Origin of the sequence: Streptomyces sp. NPDC015131 (genome assembly GCF_043079975.1) — a bacterium.
Taxonomy (GTDB): domain Bacteria; phylum Actinomycetota; class Actinomycetes; order Streptomycetales; family Streptomycetaceae; genus Streptomyces.
In genome coordinates this window covers 461,510-478,659 of record NZ_JBIBVB010000003.1, presented here as the reverse complement: position 1 = coordinate 478,659, position 17,150 = coordinate 461,510, and the positions used below count along the sequence as shown (strand labels likewise).

Sequence of the window (17,150 nt, the reverse complement as noted above, 5' to 3'; positions counted from 1 at the left end):
GATCGCTCTGTCAGGCGCTATACCCGCTCTGAGGGCGGCGTCGACAAGGGATGACGGATCCGGGCACGGATCAGGCACGGCTCCACCCCCCTCATGGATGACTTACGGTCAGTTCCTGGTCTCTGCTCAGTCGTTACTGCTCCGCGAATGTGCGGAGGACGATCCTACGTTTGCACCCCAGGGGCGCATCAAGGGTCTCACGGAGCCGTGTGCGCCGGGGTGCGATCCCAGTCCGCGGGCAAGTCCGGAATCTCCCACTCCGGGTCGGGCCGCCAGTGCTCCCAGCCGTCCGCGAACGGCGCCCCCCAGGCCCGGATCACCTCCACCGCCGCGCGCCCGGCCTCCCGCACCCGCCGGGCCTGCGCGGGCCCCATCAGGCCGCACGCCTGCGCCTGCGCGAACTCGTCCTCGTCCCGCCACAGCCAACTGCGGTCCGGGAACACCGAGATGTCCAGAAAATGATCCTCGGAGTCCACTCCATCCACCCATCGGGTGTGCGGCTCCTCCAGGTTGACGTACCAGCTCCGGAACCGCCAGCCGTGGTCCCAGAACAGCCACACCGACCACGGCTCGCCCGGCCGGGCCAGCTTGAGCACCCCGGTCCCCTCCCACCGGGTGCGCACGGTGGTGCGCGGGGCGGTGTACCGGGTGGCGAGCGGCTCCTCGTGCACGGGCGTGCCGTCGGCCAGCACCGGCTTGACGCACTCGGTGCCCGGCGCCATCCACACCGCGAGCAGGTCGTCGGTGTCCTGGACGACGGTCACCGGGCGGCAGATGTGGATGTGACCGCCGCCGTTGTCGCGGTAGCGCCACAGGATGCGGGCCCCCGGCGCCCAGCGCGCGCCCCCGGCGCGCGCCGCTCTCCCTGTCGTCGTCTCGGCTGTCATGCGCAGATCTTAGAACCGGGCGCCGGGGCCGGGGCCGCGCCGCCCGCCCCGCCGCGGACGGGAGGGACGGGCGCCCGGGCCGGAGGCGCGGGGGAACCGGGTCAGGGCCGGGTCATCCGCAGGACGTCCAGGGCCTCGTCGAGCTGCTCCAGCGTCAGGGCGCCCCGCTCCACGTACCCCTCGCCGAGGACGACCTCGCGGATGGTCCTGCGCTGCTCCAGCGACTTCTTGGCGACCTTCGCCGCCTCCTCGTAGCCGAGGTACTTGTTCAGCGGGGTCACGACGGACGGCGAGGACTCGGCGTACTCCCGCGCCCGCTCCGCGTCCGCGGTGATCCCGTCGACCGTACGGTCCGCCAGCAGGCGCGAGGCGTTGGCCAGCAGCCGGATCGACTCCAGCAGGTTCCTGGCGATCACCGGGAGCATCACGTTCAGCTCGAAGTTCCCGGCGGCGCCTGCCGCCGCGACCGTGGCGTCGTTCCCGGTGACCTGCGCGGCGACCATCAGCACCGCCTCGGGGATCACCGGGTTGACCTTGCCGGGCATGATCGAGGAGCCGGGCTGGAGGTCGGGCAGGCGGATCTCGGCGAGCCCGGTGCGCGGCCCGGACGCCATCCACCGCAGGTCGTTGCAGATCTTGGTGAGGGACACCGCGATCGTACGGAGCTGCCCGGACGTCTCGACCAGGCCGTCGCGCGCGCCCTGCGCCTCGAAGTGGTCGCGGGCCTCCGTCAGCGGCAGCCCGGTCGCGGCGGCGACCTCGGCGATGACGGCCGCGGAGAAGCCGGGCGGGGTGTTGATGCCGGTGCCCACCGCCGTGCCGCCCAGCGGCAGCTCGGCCAGGCGCGGCAGCGAGGCGCGCAGCCGCTCCACGCCGTACCGGATCTGGGCCGCGTACCCGCCGAACTCCTGGCCCAGCGTCACCGGTGTGGCGTCCATCAGATGTGTACGCCCGGACTTGACCACGTCCGCGAACTCGGCCGACTTCCGCTCCAGGGCGGCGGCCAGGTGCTCCAGCGCCGGGACCAGGTCGCGGAGCACGGCGGCGGTGGCGGCAATGTGGATGGAGGAGGGGAAGACGTCGTTGGACGACTGGGACGCGTTGACGTGGTCGTTGGGGTGCACGCCGTCCGGGCGGCCGAGCCGCTCGCCGGCCAGGGTGGCCAGCACCTCGTTCATGTTCATGTTGGACGAGGTGCCGGAGCCGGTCTGGAAGACGTCGACCGGGAAGTGCTCGTCCCAGCGGCCCTCCGCGACCTCCGCCGCGGCCTCCCGGATCGCGGCGGCCCGCTCCTCGTCCAGCACGCCCAGCTCCGCGTTGACCTTCGCGGCGGCGGCCTTGATCCGGGCCAGCGCCTCGATGTGGGCCCGCTCCAGGCGCCGGCCCGACACCGGGAAGTTCTCCACCGCCCGCTGGGTCTGGGCGCGCCACTTGGCCCGGGCCGGGACGCGCACCTCTCCCATGGAGTCGTGCTCGATCCGGTGGTCCGTCCCGCCGGCCACGTCCTGTTCCGCCCGGTCCGTGGAGTCCGTCCGGCCCGTGGAGTCCGTGGTGTCCCCGGGGCCGCTCTGGTCCGTCATGTCGTCAAACCTCCCGCACACACTGAGCACTTGTCTCGTTCCGCGTATTCCCAAGATGTCTACCGATCAGTAAAAACCGTGGGTAACCCCACTTCCAGGAGGCGCGATGAGGCGCACCGGTACCAGAGCCGGGTTCGGACTCCGCCGTACGCTCGTGGCGGCGGCCGTCCTCGCGACCACCCTCGGCACCACGACCACCCTCGGGACGACCGCCCGGGCCGCGGCGGACCCCGCCGGCCCTCCCCGTACCACCGCATCCGTACCCCTCCCGCCCGAGCTGGAGGCCGTCCGCGCCGCCGAGGCGACCGCGCTGTACGGTTCCCCCGCCGAACGGCCGCTCGCCGAGCGGAAGACCGGCCTCGTCTCGCTGGGCGACAGCGAGATCTCCGGCGAGGGCGTGGGCACCTACGAGCCGCCGACCAACGGCCCCGACAACTGGTGCCACCGCTCCCCGCAGGCCGCCGTCCACCGCACCGGCATCCCCGCCGACGTCACCTACAACGTCGCCTGCTCCGGCGCGTCGACGGGCAACATCCGCATCGGCGGCGGCAAGCAGTACGCCGACGAGCTGGTCCAGAGCGACAGCCTCGCCATCAAGGCCCGCAACACGCGCGTGAAGATGGTCCTGCTGGTGGCCGGCGCCAACGACGACCTCCAGTTCGGCCCCGTCATGACCGACTGCGTCACCCGCTACCTCACCCTCCAGGGCCCGTGCGAGCCGAAGTACGCCGCCGGCTGGCAGGCCCGGGTCGACGCGCTCGTGCCCAAGGTCGAGCAGACCGTGCGCGACCTGCGCACGGTGATGCGCGACGCCGGGTACGCCGACGGCGACTACAAGCTCGTCGTCATGGGCTACCCGAGCCCCATCGGACCCGACTTCCGCGACAACCCGAACTTCCCCGGCAAGCTCGTCTGCGGAGGGCTCGGGTACGACTCCGACACCGTCTGGGGCCGCGACACCGCCGTACCCGCCTTCGAACGCGGGATGCGGCGCGCCGCGGCGAACACCGGGGCCGTCTACCTCGACAACTCCCGGCTCTTCCACGGGCACGAGGTCTGCATGGAGGACACCTGGGCGCGCGGCCTGTACATCGACCTGTCCAAGCCCGGTCTGCCGGACGCCAACTCGGTGCGCCAGTCCTTCCACCCGAACGCCGCCGGGCACGCGGCCTTCGCCTCCTGTCTGACCCAGCTGTACGAGGCGGGTGTGCGTGAGGCGAGCTGCGCCGACCCGGCCTCGACCGGCCGCCCGGTGCTGGTGCCGGGCGCCTGGGACGACATGTTCGTTCCGCTGCGCGGTGAGGCCACCGGCACCTGCGTGGACGTGGCGGGGTCGGTCAGCCGCAACGGCACGGCCGTCGGCGGCTGGGACTGCCACGGGGGCCGCAACCAGGACTGGTGGTACGACCGGGAGCGCGGCTCGCTCCACACGGCGCTGACGCACGACCGGTGCCTGGACGTACCGGGCGCCGACTACCGGGCGGGCCGGGCCCTCGTGGTGTGGAACTGCTCGGGCGCCGCCCACCAGCGGTTCGTCCGCCAGGCCGGGACGCTCCGCCCGGCGGCGGCGACCGGCCTGTGCGTGACGCTGGGCGCGGCGAAGGACCCGCTGCGGCTCCAGCCGTGCGACGGGACGGCGAAGCAGCGGTTCGCCTGAGGCGGCGGTACGGCCACGCGGTACGGCCACGCGCGCGTGGACCCCGGAATCCTGACCGGGTCCACGCGCGCGTGAGCCCCGGAACCCGCACCGGGTCCACGCGCGCGTGACGCGTGACGCGTGACGCGTGACGCGGGGAGCGTCAGCCCAGGCCGGGGCCGCGCACCGGGATGGAGGTGAAGGTCGGCGCGGGGGCCGGGTCCTGGAAGAAGTCGTTGCCCTTGTCGTCCACCACGATGAACGCCGGGAAGTCCTCGACCTCGATCTTCCAGACCGCCTCCATGCCGAGCTCCTCGTACTCGACGACCTCGACCTTCTTGATGCAGTCCTGGGCCAGCCGGGCCGCCGGGCCGCCGATCGAGCCCAGGTAGAAGCCGCCGTGCGTACCGCACGCGTCCGTGACCTGCTTGCTGCGGTTGCCCTTGGCCAGCATGACCCTGGACCCGCCGGCCGCCTGGAACTGCTCCACGTAGGAGTCCATGCGGCCGGCCGTCGTCGGGCCGAAGGAGCCGGAGGCGTACCCCTCGGGGGTCTTGGCCGGACCGGCGTAGTACACCGGGTGGTCCTTGAGGTACTGCGGCATCTCCTCGCCGGCGTCCAGCCGCTCCTTGATCTTGGCGTGCGCGATGTCGCGCGCCACGACCAGCGGGCCGGACAGCGACAGCCGCGTCTTGACCGGGTGCTTGGTGAGCTCGGCGAGGATCTCGTCCATAGGCCGGTTGAGGTCGATGCGCACCACGTCGCCGGCGGCGTCCAGCTGCTCGTCGGTGGTGTCCGGCAGGAAGCGCGCCGGGTCGGTCTCCAGCTGCTCCAGGAAGACGCCCTCGGCGGTGATCTTGGCAACGGCCTGGCGGTCGGCGGAGCAGGACACGGCGATCGCCACGGGCAGCGAGGCGCCGTGGCGCGGCAGCCGCACCACGCGCACGTCGTGGCAGAAGTACTTGCCGCCGAACTGCGCGCCGATGCCGATCTTCTGCGTCAGCTCGAAGACCTTCTTCTCCAGCTCCTCGTCACGGAAGCCGTGGCCCAGCTCCGAGCCCTCGGAGGGCAGCTCGTCCAGGTAGTGCGCCGAGGCGTACTTCGCCGTCTTCAGGGCGAACTCCGCCGAGGTGCCGCCGACGACGATCGCGAGGTGGTACGGCGGGCAGGCGGCCGTACCGAGGGAGCGGATCTTCTCCTCCAGGAACTTCATCATGGAGGACTCGTTGAGGACCGCCTTGGTCTCCTGGTACAGGAAGGACTTGTTGGCGGAGCCGCCGCCCTTCGCCATGAACAGGAACTTGTACGCGCCGCCGTCCGTCGCGTATAGCTCGATCTGCGCCGGGAGGTTGGAGCCGGTGTTCTTCTCCTCCCACATGGTGAGCGGGGCCATCTGCGAGTAGCGCAGGTTGAGGTTCTGGTACGCGTCGAAGACGCCGCGCGACAGGGCCTTCTCGTCCTCGCCCTCGGTGAGGACGTGCTGGCCGCGCTTGCCCATCACGATCGCCGTGCCGGTGTCCTGGCACATGGGCAGCACCCCGGCCGCCGCGATGTTGGCGTTCTTGAGCAGGTCGAGCGCCACGAACTTGTCGTTGCCCGACGCCTCCGGGTCGTCGATGATCCTGCGCAGCTGCGCCAGGTGCGCGGGGCGGAGGTAGTGCTGGATGTCGTGGATCGCCTCCTCGGCGAGCCTGCGCAGCGCCTCCGGCTCGACCTTCAGGAACGTCCGGCCGCCGGCCTCGAAGGTGGAGACCCCCTCGGTCGTCACCAGGCGGTAGGGCGTGGTGTCCTCTCCCAGCGGGAGCAGGTCGGAGTACTGGAACGCGGGGTTGGTCGGGCGGGAGACAGGGGGCATTGCGGCCATTCCTCACTCGGCAGACGGCGGCGCCGCCTCCATTGGCGAGCGCGCCCACAAGCGTAGAACGCCCGGAGCCGCCCCATCCTGTGAGGTAAGGCTCAGTTACCGGGCGCCAGTGCGCCGGTTCGTCGGGTGGACACCCGGGGCCTGCCGTCGGTGGCCTCTCGGCCTCGCCCGTCCGGGGCCTAGTCGCGATGTATCGCGTTTCGCTACGCTACGGCCGTGGACCTCGAAAAGCAGCCCCAGAAGCCGTTCGCGCCCGCCGAACCCGCCCTGCGGGCCTCCGACGCCGACCGGGACCGGATCGCGGACATCCTCCGCGAGGCCCTCGCGGAGGGCCGGATCGACGCCGAGGAGCACGGGGAGCGGGTGGACGCCGTCTACCGGGCCAAGACGCTCGGCGAGCTGGAACCCCTCGTCCGGGACCTGCCCGCCGCCCGCCCCCACCCGGAGCGGGGGGCGCGGCCGTCGGACGCGTACGCGTACGCCGACGAGGACAGCACCGCCCCGGCGGACCGGCTGTTCGCCTTCTTCTCCAGCGCCACCCGCCGGGGCCGCCGCCGTGTCGGGCGGCGGACCAGGGCCTTCGCGGTTTTCGGCAGCGTCGAGATCGACCTGACTGAGGCCGTCTTCACCCAGCGCCTCACCACCATCGACGCGACGTCGGTCTTCGGCGCCGTGGAGGTCCGCGTCCCGGAGAACGTGACCCTGCGCGGCGACGGCTCGGCGGTCTTCGGGGCCTTCGAGGTCGAGCCGCTGGAGGCCGCCGACCCCGAGGCGCCGGTCGTCGTCGTCAACGGCTTCGCGGTCTTCGGCGCCGTCGAGGCCCGCCCCAAGCGCGGCAAGCGCATCGCGGACCTGCACGCCAAACTCCGTAAGCACATGGGCGGTTGAGGTTCGGGCGGCGTTCCGGCCGGTCGGGACGCCGGGTGCGCACCGGAGCGCCACGCAGTGCATAGGAGCGCGCACAGCGGGTAGGGCTTGCTGCATCGTCTCTCGCTCGCGAAGCCTCAGCCGTCGTCAGGAGTAGACCGTGCTGCAACTGCCGCCTCAGCGTCTCCAGGTCGCCGCCGCCACCTCCCCGCGCCTTCCGGCGCGGGAGGACGAGGCCGGACCGTGGCACACGGAGGCGGTGTGCCGCCGGGACGAAGCGGGCCTGTTCTTCGCGCCGTCCAAGGAGCCCACGGCCGCCCGGCTGGCGCGTGAGGAGGCCGCGAAACGGGTCTGCGCCCGCTGCCCCGTCATGATCGAGTGCCGGGAGCACGCGCTGCTCCAGCCCGAGCCGTACGGCGTGTGGGGCGGCCTGACGGCGGCCGAGCGGCGCGTGGTGCTGGCCCGGCGCAGGAGGCGCGAGGTGGAGCTGAAGAAGGCCGCGTCGACCGGCCCGCAGATCGCCGCCGCCGGCTGACCCGCGAGCGGACACGACGAAGGGGCGCCCCCACCGCACATGGGGGCGCCCCTCGTGCATGCCGCGCTCGTACACACCGCGCTTGTGCGTGCCGTGCTCGTACGTGCCGTGCTCGTGTACGCCGTGCTCGTACGTACCGCGCTCGTGCGTGCCGTGCTCGTACGTACCGCGCTCGTGCGTGCCGTTCCGGTCGGGCCGGCGCCGGCTACTTCGCGCGGTCGAAGTCGATCTGGCTGTACGCGCGCAGCTTCGACAGCCGGTGCGTGGAGTCGATCTGGCGGATCGTGCCGGACTTCGAGCGCATGACCAGCGACGAGGTGGTCGCCGTCTCGGCGCGGTAGCGCACCCCGCGCAGCAGCTCGCCGTCCGTGATGCCGGTCGCCACGAAGAACACGTTGTCCCCGCTGACCAGGTCGTTGGTCGACAGGACGCGGTCCAGGTCGTGGCCGGCGTCGAGCGCGCGCTGCCGCTCCTCGTCGTCCTTGGGCCACAGCTTGCCCTGGATCACCCCGCCCAGGCACTTGATCGCGCAGGCGCTGATGATGCCCTCGGGCGTACCGCCGATGCCCATCAGCAGGTCCACGCCCGTGCCCTCGCGCACCGCCATGATCGAACCGGCCACGTCGCCGTCCGAGATGAACCTGATGCGCGCGCCCGTCTCGCGGATCTCCTTGACGATGCCCTCGTGGCGCGGGCGGTCCAGGATGACGACGGTGACGTCCTCGGGGGACGAGTGCTTCGCCTTGGCGACGCGGCGGATGTTCACGGACACCGGGGCGTTGATGTCGACGTAGTCGGCGGCTTCCGGGCCGGTGACCAGCTTGTCCATGTAGAAGACCGCGGACGGGTCGAACATGGTGCCGCGGTCGGCGGCGGCCAGCACGGCGATCGCGTTGGGCATGCCCTTCGCGGTCAGCGTGGTGCCGTCGATCGGGTCCACGGCGATGTCGCACTCGGCGCCGGTGCCGTCGCCGACCCGCTCGCCGTTGAACAGCATCGGGGCCTCGTCCTTCTCGCCCTCACCGATCACCACGACGCCGTTCATCGACACGGTGGACACGAGGGTCCGCATGGCCCGTACCGCCGCGCCGTCGGCGCCGTTCTTGTCGCCGCGGCCGACCCAGCGGCCGGCGGCCATGGCGGCGGCCTCGGTCACCCGGACCAGCTCCAGGGCGAGGTTGCGGTCGGGAGCCTCGGGAGAGACCTCGAGCTCGGACGGCAGATGATTGTCGGTCATCGGAACGCACCTTTCTGTACGGCGACGGCCGCAAGTGAAGAGGGTGCTGTGACTCTATCGGTAGGTCGACATATTGAGCAGAGGGGCCCACGTATGAGCAGCCGGTGCTGATGCGACCATAGGGGGCGTGGCAGGTATGCGTGGCAAGCAGACAGTGCGCGGGATGATCCAGTCGATGGCGGTCATCTGCGCCGCGGCGGGTGTGATGTATCTCTTCATCCCGCACGACGAGAAGGCGGACCCGATCAAGCCGGTCGACTACCGGGTCGAGCTGGTGACGGCGCAGCGCGCCGCGCCCTACCCGGTGCTGGCGCCGCAGGGGCTCGCCGAGGACTGGATGCCGACCTCGGTCGCGTACGACCGCCAGGAGGGCGACGCCTGGCACCTGGGCTTCCTGACCCCGGACCGGCAGTACGTGGCGGTGGAGCAGTCGACCGCGGCGGCCGGCAAGTACATCTCCGACGTGACCCACGAGGCCAGGGACACCGGCCGGACGCACCAGGTGGGCGGCCGGGCCTGGCAGCGCTGGGAGGGCCCCAAGTACGACGCGCTGGTGCTGCGCGACAAGGGCGTGACCACGGTGGTGACCGGTACGGCGACGCACGAGCAGCTGGCGCGGATGGCGTCGGCGCTCCGGCCGGCCGAGCGGGCCCCGTCCAACACCCCGTCGTCCCCGGCCCCCGCGTCCCCGGCCCCATCGGCTCCGGCTCCTTCGTCCCCGGCCTCCGCGGGCAGGGCGTAGGCGGTACGCGTACGACGGCGGCCCCGGACACCTCCCTGGTGTCCGGGGCCGCCGGTCCGCTCCGGGGAGCCCGTCAGACGGTGGTGATGACCTCGTCGTAGGCCAGGCGCGGGGAGCGCGGGTACGAGGCGCCCTCGCCCGGCTTGCCGATGTTGACGATCATCAGCGGGGTGTGGTCGTCGTCCAGGAACTCCTTCTGCACGCCCGCGAAGTCGAAGCCGGTCATGGGGCCGGCGGCCAGGCCCGCGGCGCGCACGCCGACGATGAAGTACGCGGCCTGGAGCGCGGCGTTGAGGGTGGCGGCCTGCTCACGGACCGGGCGCTCGGCGAAGAAGGCATCCTTGGCCTGCGGGAAGTGCGGGAAGAGGGTGGGCAGCTCCTCGTGGAACTCGTTGTCCGCGGCGAGGATCGCGACCAGCGGGGCGGCGGTGGTCTTGGCGCGGTTGCCCTCCGCCATCAGCGGGGCCAGGCGCTCACGGGCCTCGGCGGAGCGGACCAGGACGATGCGCAGCGGCGTCTGGTTGAACGCGGTGGGGCCGAACTTCACCAGGTCGTAGATCGCCTGGACCTGCTCCTCGGTGACCGGCTCGTCGGTGAAGGTGTTCGCGGTGCGGGCCTCGCGGAAGAGGAGGTCCTGAGCGGCGGCGTCGAGAACGAGGGACATGCGGCAACCTTTCGGGGCGTGCAAAGGATCAAGCGATGGCACCCACCGTACGCCCTCGATAGGTTAAGTTTCAACTAAATCCGGTCCGACGCGCCCGTGAGTCCCCTCACAGGGTGATTCCGGAGGCTCACTCCCCCTGGTGGTACGCCCACGGAGCCGGCCTCCGTGGGCACGGCCTCCCGTGGCTTGCCTCGCGATCCGGCGTCATCGGTGCCGGCGTCCGCGGCTCAGCCCCCGGCGTCACTCCTCGCGCTCGGCGTCCGCCGGCGCCTCCTGCTCCGCGAGGGCCGCGTCCAGCCGGGCCCGGGCGCCCTCCAGCCAGCGGCGGCACACCTTGGCCAGCTCCTCGCCCCGCTCCCACAGGGCCAGCGACTCCTCCAGGGTCGTGCCCCCCGCCTCCAGCCGGCGCACGACCTCGATCAGCTCGTCGCGCGCCTGCTCGTACCCGATCGCCGTCTCCGTGGTGTTCGCAGCCATGCGCACACCCTACGGGCGGGGTACGACATCGCCGTCGGCCGCGCGCACGGCGAACTCGCCCTCGGCAACCCGCGCGCGCAGCTCCTCCCCGGCCGCCACCTCGCCCGGTGACCGGACCACCGAGCCGTCCGACCGCTGGAGCACCGCGTACCCCCGCTCCAGCGTCGCCGCCGGCGAGAGCGCCACCACGCGCGCGTGGGTGTGGGCCAGCTCCGAGTCCGCCCGGTCCAGCAGGTGCCCCAGCACCCGCCGCCCGCGCGCCAGCAGGGCGTCGACCTCCGCCTCCCGTTCGGCCACCATCCGCCGCGGGTGCTCCATCACCGGCCGGGCCAGGGCGTGCGCCAGGCCCCGCTCCTCCCGGTCGAGCAGCCCCCGCACGGCACGCAGCGCCCGGTCGCGCAGCGCCCGTACCCGCTCCAGCTCCTCGCCCACGTCCGGCACGACCTTCTTGGCGGCGTCGGTCGGCGTGGACGCCCGCAGGTCGGCCACCAGGTCCAGCAGCGGCGAGTCCGGCTCGTGCCCGATCGCCGACACCACCGGCGTACGGCACTCGGCGACCGCCCGCACGAGCTGCTCGTCCGAGAACGGCAGCAGGTCCTCCACACTGCCGCCACCCCGCGCCACCACGATCACGTCCACCTCGGGCAGCTCGTCCAGCTCCCGCACCGCCCGCACCACCTGCGGCACGGCGTGGACGCCCTGCACGGCCACATTGCGCACCTCGAAGCGGACCGCGGGCCACCGCCGCCGGGCGTTCTCCAGCACGTCCCGCTCCGCCGCCGACGCCCGGCCGCACACCAGGCCGATCAGCTGCGGCAGGAACGGCAGCGGCTTCTTGCGGTCCAGGGCGAACAGCCCCTCGGCGCCCAGGGACCGCTTCAGCATCTCCAGCCGGGCCAGCAGCTCGCCGATCCCGACCGGCTTCACCTCGGCCGCCCGCAGCGACAGCTGCCCGCGCGGGGCGTACCACTCCGGCTTGGCGTGCACCACGACCCGGGCGCCCTCCGCCACCACGTCCGCCACCGCGTCGAACACCTGCCGGTAGCAGGTCACGCTCACCGAGATGTCGTACGACGGGTCGCGCAGGGTCATGAACACGACCCCGGCACCGGGGCGCCGCGACAGCTGGGTGATCTGCCCCTCCACCCAGATCGCGCCGAGCCGGTCGATCCATCCCCCGATGAGCCGCGACACCTCACCGACGGGCAGGGGCGCTTCGGCAGACGTAGTGAGAGCCATGCGGCCGAGCGTACGCGTCCCCACCGACAACCCCCGCGGGACGCCGAAGGGTCCGCGTCCACGCGCGGGGACCGGTCCGCCACGCGCGCGTGGCCCGTCCGCCGACGTCCGCCATCCGAACCGCCGTTGACAGGCCGGCCGGGCTTCCGTGAAGCTTCGGCGCATGCAGGCTTCCCGTGACCGCACGGTCACGCTCGTGGAGCGCCGCCACGTCGACCTCGTCCGTGTCGCGAGCGCCATCTGTCCCTGCGCACAGCCGCGCGCCTGACCGCGCGTCCACCCCGGCCGCCCGGGCGCTGACCACGCGCCCGCCCGGGCGCCGGCCGCACACCCGACGCGCACCCGTCCCGTAACCCGAGCCTCCCCGCGCCCGGTTCGCGGCGTCCCGGCTCGCGACGCCCCCGGCTCCGTTCCGCTTCCCGTACGCGCTCCGCGCCCGCCCCCGGCCTCCGGCCGCCCCGCACCGTGCCGCCGTCCGCCGCGCCCTGTCCCGCGCGGTTCCGGTGGTGCGGCGGTGGCGCCGTGCGGCCGGGAGCAGCCGTGCGCCCACCCTCCGGAGAGACCATGACGTCCCCGTACGACCACCCGTCCGACGCCCCCGCCCCCAGAACCCGCCGCGGGCTGTCCCGGCGCGCCTTCGGCACCGCCACCGCCGCCACGGCCCTGGCGGCCACGGCCACCGCGACAGCGGGGAGCGCCGGGAGCGCCGCGCACGCCGCCGAGCCGGCCGAGAGGCCGTTCCGGGCGCTGCGGGGGCGGCACTCCCGGCGGCCGAACATCCTGTTCATCCTGGGCGACGACCTCGGCTGGGCCGACCTCTCCTGCTACGGGTCGCCCCACATCAGGACGCCGCACCTGGACCGGCTGGCCCGGCAGGGAGTGCGCTTCACCCAGGCGTACTCCGGATCGGCCACCTGCTCGCCGACCCGCTTCAGCCTCTACACCGGCCGGTACCCGGGCCGTACCCGGGGCGGGCTCGCCGAGCCCATCGCCGACCGGACCGCCGGCCTGGACCCGGCGCACCCCACCCTCGCCTCCCTGCTGCGCCGGGCCGGCTACCGCACCGCCCTGATCGGCAAGTGGCACTGCGGGTACCTGCCCGACTTCAGCCCCCTCAAGTCCGGCTGGGAGGAGTTCTTCGGGAACTTCGGCGGCGCGCTGGAGTACTACTCCAAGCTGGGCCTCGGCGGCGAGTACGACCTGTACGAGGGCGACGCCGCGTACAAGGACCTGCGCTACTACACCCGCGTCCTCACCGAGCGGGCCGCCGCGTACGTACAGCGCCGCCACGACCGCCCGTGGCTGCTCAACCTCAACTACACCACCCCGCACTGGCCCTGGATCGCCGACGGCGACACGGAGGCGAGCGCGGAGATCGTGCGCCGGATCAAGGCGGGTGACCGCGGCGCCCTGTGGCACCAGGACGGCGGGTCGGTGGAGAAGTACACCGAGATGGTGGAGGACCTGGACCGCTCCATAGGACGGGTCCTCGACGCCCTGCGCCGGTCGGGACAGGAGGAGGACACCCTCGTCCTCTTCGCCAGCGACAACGGCGGCGAACGCTTCTCCTACAACTGGCCCCTGTCCGGCGCCAAGGGCTCCCTCCAGGAGGGCGGCATCAGAGTGCCCACCGTCCTGCGCTGGCCGGCCCGGATCGGTGGCCGCCAGGTGAGCGGGGCGCCGGTGTTCTCGCCCGACTGGACGGCCACCCTCCTGGAGGTGGCCGGCGCCCGCCCGCAGCCCTCCCACCCGCTCGACGGCACCAGCCTCGCCGGGCACCTCCTTCGCGGCGAGGACGCGCCGGAACGGCCGCTGTTCTGGCGGGTGCGCGGAGAACGGGCGCTGCGCCGGGGCGACTGGAAGTACCACCGCGGCAAGGACGGCCGCGACCGGCTGTTCCACCTCGCCTCCGACCAGCGCGAGCAGGCGGACAGGTCGGCCGCCGAACCGGCCCTCCTCGCCGAGCTGCGGGCCCACTGGGAGCGCGTGGACGCCACCCTGCTGCCGTACCCGCCGGGCCGCTGACCACCCCCACGCGCGCGTGAAGCCGGCCCCGCCCCGTCCGGACGCCGCTCACGCGCGCGTGGGACCCACCCCGGCCTCCCCGGGCACCCTCCACGCGCGCGTGGAGCCGACCCCGGCCTCCGCAGACGCCTTCACGCGCGCGTGGGGTCCGCCCCGTCCCGGCGGCCCCACTGCACCGCCAGCACCACCAGGCCCACCGCCAGCCACAGGGAGCCCACCACCAGGGCGGAGGTCGCCGCCTCGGCCATGACGGCGACCAGGATCGCCGCGCCCACCACCGGCACGGCCACGTGCCGCAGCCACTGCGGCCTCGCCCCCGTACCGCCCCGGCGTACCGCGAACCACCCCACCACGCTCGCGTGCAGCAGGACGAACGCCGTCAGCGCGCCGATGTTCACCACCGACACCAGGTGGTCCATCCCGTCGTCCCGCCGCGCCGCCCACACGGCCGCCACCATGGTCACCGCCGCCGCCAGCAGCAGCGCCACCCGCGGCACCCCCGCGTCCGTGCGCGCCAGCGCCCGGGGCAGCCGCCGGTCGCGGGCCATGGCGAACAGCAGCCGGCCCGCCGCCGCCTGGCCCGCGAGCGCCGCGAACGCCGCCCCGATCGCCTTGCTCGCCGCCACCAGGTCGTGCAGCCAGTCCCCGACCGAGGCGTCCACGGCGTCGTAGAACGCCGAACCCTGCAGTGCCGGCTCCGCGGCCAGCCGCGCCGACGACACCGGCTCCAGGAGGGCCACCAGATACGTCTGCGCCACGAACAGCACCCCCGCCATCACCAGGCAGGACAGCACCGCCCGCGCGACCTTCGCCGAGCCGCCCGTCACCTCCTCCGCGAAGGAGGCGATCGCGTCGAAGCCCAGGTACGACAGCACCGCCACCGACACCGCCCCCAGCACCGCGGCCACCGAGAACCCGGCGTCCCCGGTCAACGGCGACAGCCAGCCGCGCTGCGCCCCGTCCCGTACCAGCACCACCACCGCCGACACCACGAAGACCAGCAGCACCACGATCTCCAGCGCCAGCACCGCGAACCCGACCCGCGCCGCCGCCCGGACGCCCCACAGGTTGAGCAGCGTGGTGACCACCACCGCGAGCGCCGTCCACACCCACCGGTTCACGGACGGCACCAGCGCCTCCATCGCGATGCCCGCGAAGAGGTACGCCACCGCCGGGATCAGCAGGTAGTCCAGCATCGCCATCCACCCGGCGACGAAGCCCGGGCCCTCGCCCAGACCCTTGCGCGCGTACGCGAAGACCGACCCCGCCTGAGGGGCCACCCGGACCATCTGGGCGTAGCTGAATGCGGTGAACGCCATGGCCACCGTCGCCACCGCGTACACCAGCGCGACAGCGCCGTCCGACCGGGCGTCCAGGGTGCCGAAAATGCCGACCGGCGCCATGGGGGCGATGAAAAGCAGCCCGTAGACGACCAGGTCACGGAAGCCGAGCTCCCGCCGCAGCCCGGTGTGCCGGTCCGCGCCCGGCGTGCTGGTGGTGCTCGACATGCCCCCAGTGTCCGGCCGGCGGCCGATCTTCCGCCGCTCATACACGCCCTTACGATGGGAACCATGACTGCTACGCCTGCCAGCCCGTCGTCCGACAAGCGCGTCCTCCTCGCCGCACCGCGTGGCTACTGCGCGGGCGTGGACCGTGCCGTGATCGCCGTGGAGAAGGCGCTGGAGCAGTACGGCTCGCCGATCTACGTCCGCCACGAGATCGTGCACAACAAGTACGTCGTGCAGACCCTGGAGAAGAAGGGCGCCATCTTCGTCGACGAGACGGCGGAGGTCCCCGAGGGCTCCATCGTGATGTTCTCCGCGCACGGCGTGGCACCCACCGTCCACCAGGAGGCCGCCGAGCGGCGGCTGGCGACCATCGACGCCACCTGCCCGCTGGTGACCAAGGTCCACAAGGAGGCGGTCCGGTTCGCCAACGAGGACTACGACATCCTCCTCATCGGCCACGAGGGCCACGAGGAGGTCATCGGCACCTCCGGCGAGGCCCCGGACCACATCACCCTGGTCGACGGCCCGGACGACGTCGCCAACGTCACCGTGCGGGACGACTCGAAGGTCGTCTGGCTGTCCCAGACCACCCTCTCGGTCGACGAGACCATGGAGACGGTGGACAAGCTGAAGGAGAAGTTCCCCAAGCTGATCTCCCCGCCCAGCGACGACATCTGCTACGCCACGCAGAACCGCCAGACCGCCGTCAAGCAGATGGGCGCCGAGGCCGACCTGGTCATCGTCGTCGGCTCCAAGAACTCCTCCAACTCGGTCCGGCTCGTCGAGGTCGCCCTCGGTGCCGGGGCGCGCGACGCCCACCTGGTCGACTTCGCCGAGGAGATCGACGAGGCGTGGCTGGAGGGGGTCTCCACTGTCGGCGTCACCTCCGGCGCCTCGGTTCCCGAGGTCCTGGTCGAGGGCGTCCTGGAGTGGCTGGCGGGGCGCGGCTTCGAGGACGTCGAGCTGGTGAAGTCCGCCGAGGAGTCGATCACCTTCTCGCTGCCCAAGGAGCTCCGCCGCGACCTGCGCGCCGAGGCCGCGGCGCTGAACGAGAAGCCCTGATCACCAGCCCCCGCGGCGGCCGAAAAGCAGTGACTGTCGGCGCCGCCCCGTAACGTTGAGTCCATGAACGTCTTCGGAGTGGACATCGGCGGGTCGGGGATCAAGGGCGCTCCCGTGGATCTGGAGCGCGGAGATCTGGCCGAGCCCCGCCACAAGGTACTGACACCGCACCCCGCGACACCGGACGACGTCGCGGGGTGCGTCGCCGAGGTCGTGGAGCACTTCGGCTGGTCGGGCCCGATCGGCGTCACCTTCCCCGGTGTCGTCACCGATTCGCTGATCCGTACGGCGGCCAACGTCGACAAGAGCTGGATCGGCGTCGACGCCGCCGCGCTCATCGGCGGCCGCCTCGGCGGCATGCCGGTCACCGTCCTCAACGACGCCGACGCGGCGGGCGTGGCCGAGATGACCTTCGGCGCGGGGCGCGGGCGCAAGGGCACCGTCATCATGCTGACCTTCGGCACCGGCATCGGCAGCGCGGTGTTCACCGACGGCCAGCTGGTGCCCAACACCGAGCTGGGCCACCTGGAGCTCGACGGCCACGACGCCGAGAAGCGGGCCTCCACGAAGGTCAAGGAGGACAAGGACCTGAGCTGGGAGGAGTGGGCCCACCGGGTCAAGAAGTACCTGGCGCACGTGGAGATGCTGTTCTCGCCCGAGCTGTTCATCGTGGGCGGCGGGGTGAGCCGCAAGGCGGAGAAGTTCCTGCCGCTGATCAAGGGCCTCCGCGCGGAGCTGGTCCCCGCCGAGCTGCAGAACAACGCGGGGATCGTGGGCGCGGCCATGGCCGCGCGGTCCCGCTGAGGGGCCCTTGCGCCGCCGGAGGG

The 17,150-nt window shown here is 72.8% G+C and carries 16 protein-coding genes; 8 read left to right on the top strand and 8 right to left on the bottom strand.

Annotated elements, in window-relative coordinates; translation table 11 throughout:
• Positions 1 to 197: 197 nt before the first annotated feature.
• Complete coding sequence (locus ACF08D_RS13515) at positions 198 to 887, bottom strand: DUF402 domain-containing protein (RefSeq protein ID WP_392222755.1); 690 nt, start codon at positions 885 to 887, stop codon at positions 198 to 200.
• A 101-nt stretch (positions 888 to 988) separates the two neighbouring features.
• Complete coding sequence (locus ACF08D_RS13510) at positions 989 to 2,467, bottom strand: class II fumarate hydratase (protein WP_392222754.1); 1,479 nt, start codon at positions 2,465 to 2,467, stop codon at positions 989 to 991.
• A gap of 106 nt (positions 2,468 to 2,573) precedes the next feature.
• On the opposite strand from ACF08D_RS13510, the gene ACF08D_RS13505 reads away from it, so the two are divergent.
• The gene (locus tag ACF08D_RS13505; RefSeq protein WP_392222753.1) at positions 2,574 to 4,124 is read left to right on the top strand and encodes a ricin-type beta-trefoil lectin domain protein; all 1,551 of its coding nucleotides are present in this window, start codon (positions 2,574 to 2,576) and stop codon (positions 4,122 to 4,124) included.
• A gap of 142 nt (positions 4,125 to 4,266) precedes the next feature.
• Here ACF08D_RS13505 and ACF08D_RS13500 read toward each other — a convergent pair whose 3' ends face one another.
• On the bottom strand, positions 4,267 to 5,958 hold the full coding sequence (locus ACF08D_RS13500; RefSeq protein WP_392222752.1) for a fumarate hydratase: 1,692 nt from the start codon (positions 5,956 to 5,958) through the stop codon (positions 4,267 to 4,269).
• Between the two features lie 225 nt (positions 5,959 to 6,183).
• On the opposite strand from ACF08D_RS13500, the gene ACF08D_RS13495 reads away from it, so the two are divergent.
• Positions 6,184 to 6,855: a DUF1707 domain-containing protein gene (locus ACF08D_RS13495; protein ID WP_392222751.1), complete on the top strand. Its 672-nt coding sequence runs from the start codon at positions 6,184 to 6,186 to the stop codon at positions 6,853 to 6,855.
• 139 nt (positions 6,856 to 6,994) lie between these two features.
• On the top strand, positions 6,995 to 7,369 hold the full coding sequence (locus ACF08D_RS13490; RefSeq protein ID WP_392222750.1) for a WhiB family transcriptional regulator: 375 nt from the start codon (positions 6,995 to 6,997) through the stop codon (positions 7,367 to 7,369).
• Positions 7,370 to 7,574: 205 nt separating this feature from the next.
• On the opposite strand, the gene glpX is transcribed toward ACF08D_RS13490, so the two are convergent.
• The gene (glpX, locus tag ACF08D_RS13485; protein ID WP_392222749.1) at positions 7,575 to 8,606 is read right to left on the bottom strand and encodes a class II fructose-bisphosphatase; all 1,032 of its coding nucleotides are present in this window, start codon (positions 8,604 to 8,606) and stop codon (positions 7,575 to 7,577) included.
• A 136-nt stretch (positions 8,607 to 8,742) separates the two neighbouring features.
• Between glpX and ACF08D_RS13480 the strand changes: the two genes are divergently transcribed.
• Positions 8,743 to 9,348: a DUF4245 domain-containing protein gene (locus ACF08D_RS13480; protein ID WP_392223186.1), complete on the top strand. Its 606-nt coding sequence runs from the start codon at positions 8,743 to 8,745 to the stop codon at positions 9,346 to 9,348.
• A gap of 73 nt (positions 9,349 to 9,421) precedes the next feature.
• Here the strand turns inward: ACF08D_RS13480 and ACF08D_RS13475 are convergent, their stop codons facing one another.
• The 3 genes from ACF08D_RS13475 to xseA form a co-directional block, all read right to left on the bottom strand.
• Positions 9,422 to 10,012, bottom strand: a complete 591-nt coding sequence (locus ACF08D_RS13475; RefSeq protein ID WP_392222748.1) for a malonic semialdehyde reductase — start codon at positions 10,010 to 10,012, stop codon at positions 9,422 to 9,424.
• A 240-nt stretch (positions 10,013 to 10,252) separates the two neighbouring features.
• Positions 10,253 to 10,489 (bottom strand): exodeoxyribonuclease VII small subunit, encoded by a 237-nt coding sequence (locus ACF08D_RS13470; protein WP_392222747.1) that lies wholly within the window; start codon positions 10,487 to 10,489, stop codon positions 10,253 to 10,255.
• A 9-nt stretch (positions 10,490 to 10,498) separates the two neighbouring features.
• A complete protein-coding gene (gene xseA / locus ACF08D_RS13465; RefSeq protein ID WP_392222746.1) occupies positions 10,499 to 11,728 on the bottom strand; it encodes an exodeoxyribonuclease VII large subunit in 1,230 nt (409 codons plus the stop codon).
• Between the two features lie 163 nt (positions 11,729 to 11,891).
• Here xseA and ACF08D_RS13460 point away from each other — a divergent pair, with 163 nt between their 5' ends.
• Together ACF08D_RS13460 and ACF08D_RS13455 are read left to right on the top strand one after the other, a co-directional pair.
• Positions 11,892 to 11,996: a putative leader peptide gene (locus tag ACF08D_RS13460; protein ID WP_392222745.1), complete on the top strand. Its 105-nt coding sequence runs from the start codon at positions 11,892 to 11,894 to the stop codon at positions 11,994 to 11,996.
• A 296-nt stretch (positions 11,997 to 12,292) separates the two neighbouring features.
• Positions 12,293 to 13,753 carry a sulfatase-like hydrolase/transferase gene (locus tag ACF08D_RS13455; RefSeq protein WP_392222744.1) on the top strand — a complete coding sequence of 487 codons (1,461 nt, stop codon included), beginning with the start codon at positions 12,293 to 12,295 and terminating at the stop codon, positions 13,751 to 13,753.
• 131 nt (positions 13,754 to 13,884) lie between these two features.
• Here ACF08D_RS13455 and ACF08D_RS13450 read toward each other — a convergent pair whose 3' ends face one another.
• The gene (locus ACF08D_RS13450) at positions 13,885 to 15,261 is read right to left on the bottom strand and encodes an APC family permease (RefSeq protein WP_392222743.1); all 1,377 of its coding nucleotides are present in this window, start codon (positions 15,259 to 15,261) and stop codon (positions 13,885 to 13,887) included.
• A gap of 63 nt (positions 15,262 to 15,324) precedes the next feature.
• Here ACF08D_RS13450 and ACF08D_RS13445 point away from each other — a divergent pair, with 63 nt between their 5' ends.
• Positions 15,325 to 16,323 carry a 4-hydroxy-3-methylbut-2-enyl diphosphate reductase gene (locus ACF08D_RS13445; protein ID WP_392222742.1) on the top strand — a complete coding sequence of 333 codons (999 nt, stop codon included), beginning with the start codon at positions 15,325 to 15,327 and terminating at the stop codon, positions 16,321 to 16,323.
• Between the two features lie 63 nt (positions 16,324 to 16,386).
• Positions 16,387 to 17,127, top strand: a complete 741-nt coding sequence (gene ppgK, locus ACF08D_RS13440) for a polyphosphate--glucose phosphotransferase (RefSeq protein ID WP_392222741.1) — start codon at positions 16,387 to 16,389, stop codon at positions 17,125 to 17,127.
• Positions 17,128 to 17,150: the final 23 nt, after the last annotated feature.

Coding starts and splice junctions, on each gene's coding strand:
- xseA (WP_392222746.1), bottom strand. CDS start 11,728: ATGGCTCTCACTACGTCTGCCGAAGCGCCCCTGCCCGTCGGTGAGGTG.
- ppgK (WP_392222741.1), top strand. CDS start 16,387: ATGAACGTCTTCGGAGTGGACATCGGCGGGTCGGGGATCAAGGGCGCT.
- ACF08D_RS13450 (WP_392222743.1), bottom strand. CDS start 15,261: ATGTCGAGCACCACCAGCACGCCGGGCGCGGACCGGCACACCGGGCTG.
- ACF08D_RS13510 (WP_392222754.1), bottom strand. CDS start 2,467: ATGACGGACCAGAGCGGCCCCGGGGACACCACGGACTCCACGGGCCGG.
- ACF08D_RS13505 (WP_392222753.1), top strand. CDS start 2,574: ATGAGGCGCACCGGTACCAGAGCCGGGTTCGGACTCCGCCGTACGCTC.
- ACF08D_RS13445 (WP_392222742.1), top strand. CDS start 15,325: ATGACTGCTACGCCTGCCAGCCCGTCGTCCGACAAGCGCGTCCTCCTC.
- ACF08D_RS13515 (WP_392222755.1), bottom strand. CDS start 887: ATGACAGCCGAGACGACGACAGGGAGAGCGGCGCGCGCCGGGGGCGCG.
- ACF08D_RS13475 (WP_392222748.1), bottom strand. CDS start 10,012: ATGTCCCTCGTTCTCGACGCCGCCGCTCAGGACCTCCTCTTCCGCGAG.
- ACF08D_RS13500 (WP_392222752.1), bottom strand. CDS start 5,958: ATGCCCCCTGTCTCCCGCCCGACCAACCCCGCGTTCCAGTACTCCGAC.
- ACF08D_RS13460 (WP_392222745.1), top strand. CDS start 11,892: ATGCAGGCTTCCCGTGACCGCACGGTCACGCTCGTGGAGCGCCGCCAC.
- ACF08D_RS13470 (WP_392222747.1), bottom strand. CDS start 10,489: ATGGCTGCGAACACCACGGAGACGGCGATCGGGTACGAGCAGGCGCGC.
- ACF08D_RS13480 (WP_392223186.1), top strand. CDS start 8,743: ATGCGTGGCAAGCAGACAGTGCGCGGGATGATCCAGTCGATGGCGGTC.
- glpX (WP_392222749.1), bottom strand. CDS start 8,606: ATGACCGACAATCATCTGCCGTCCGAGCTCGAGGTCTCTCCCGAGGCT.
- ACF08D_RS13455 (WP_392222744.1), top strand. CDS start 12,293: ATGACGTCCCCGTACGACCACCCGTCCGACGCCCCCGCCCCCAGAACC.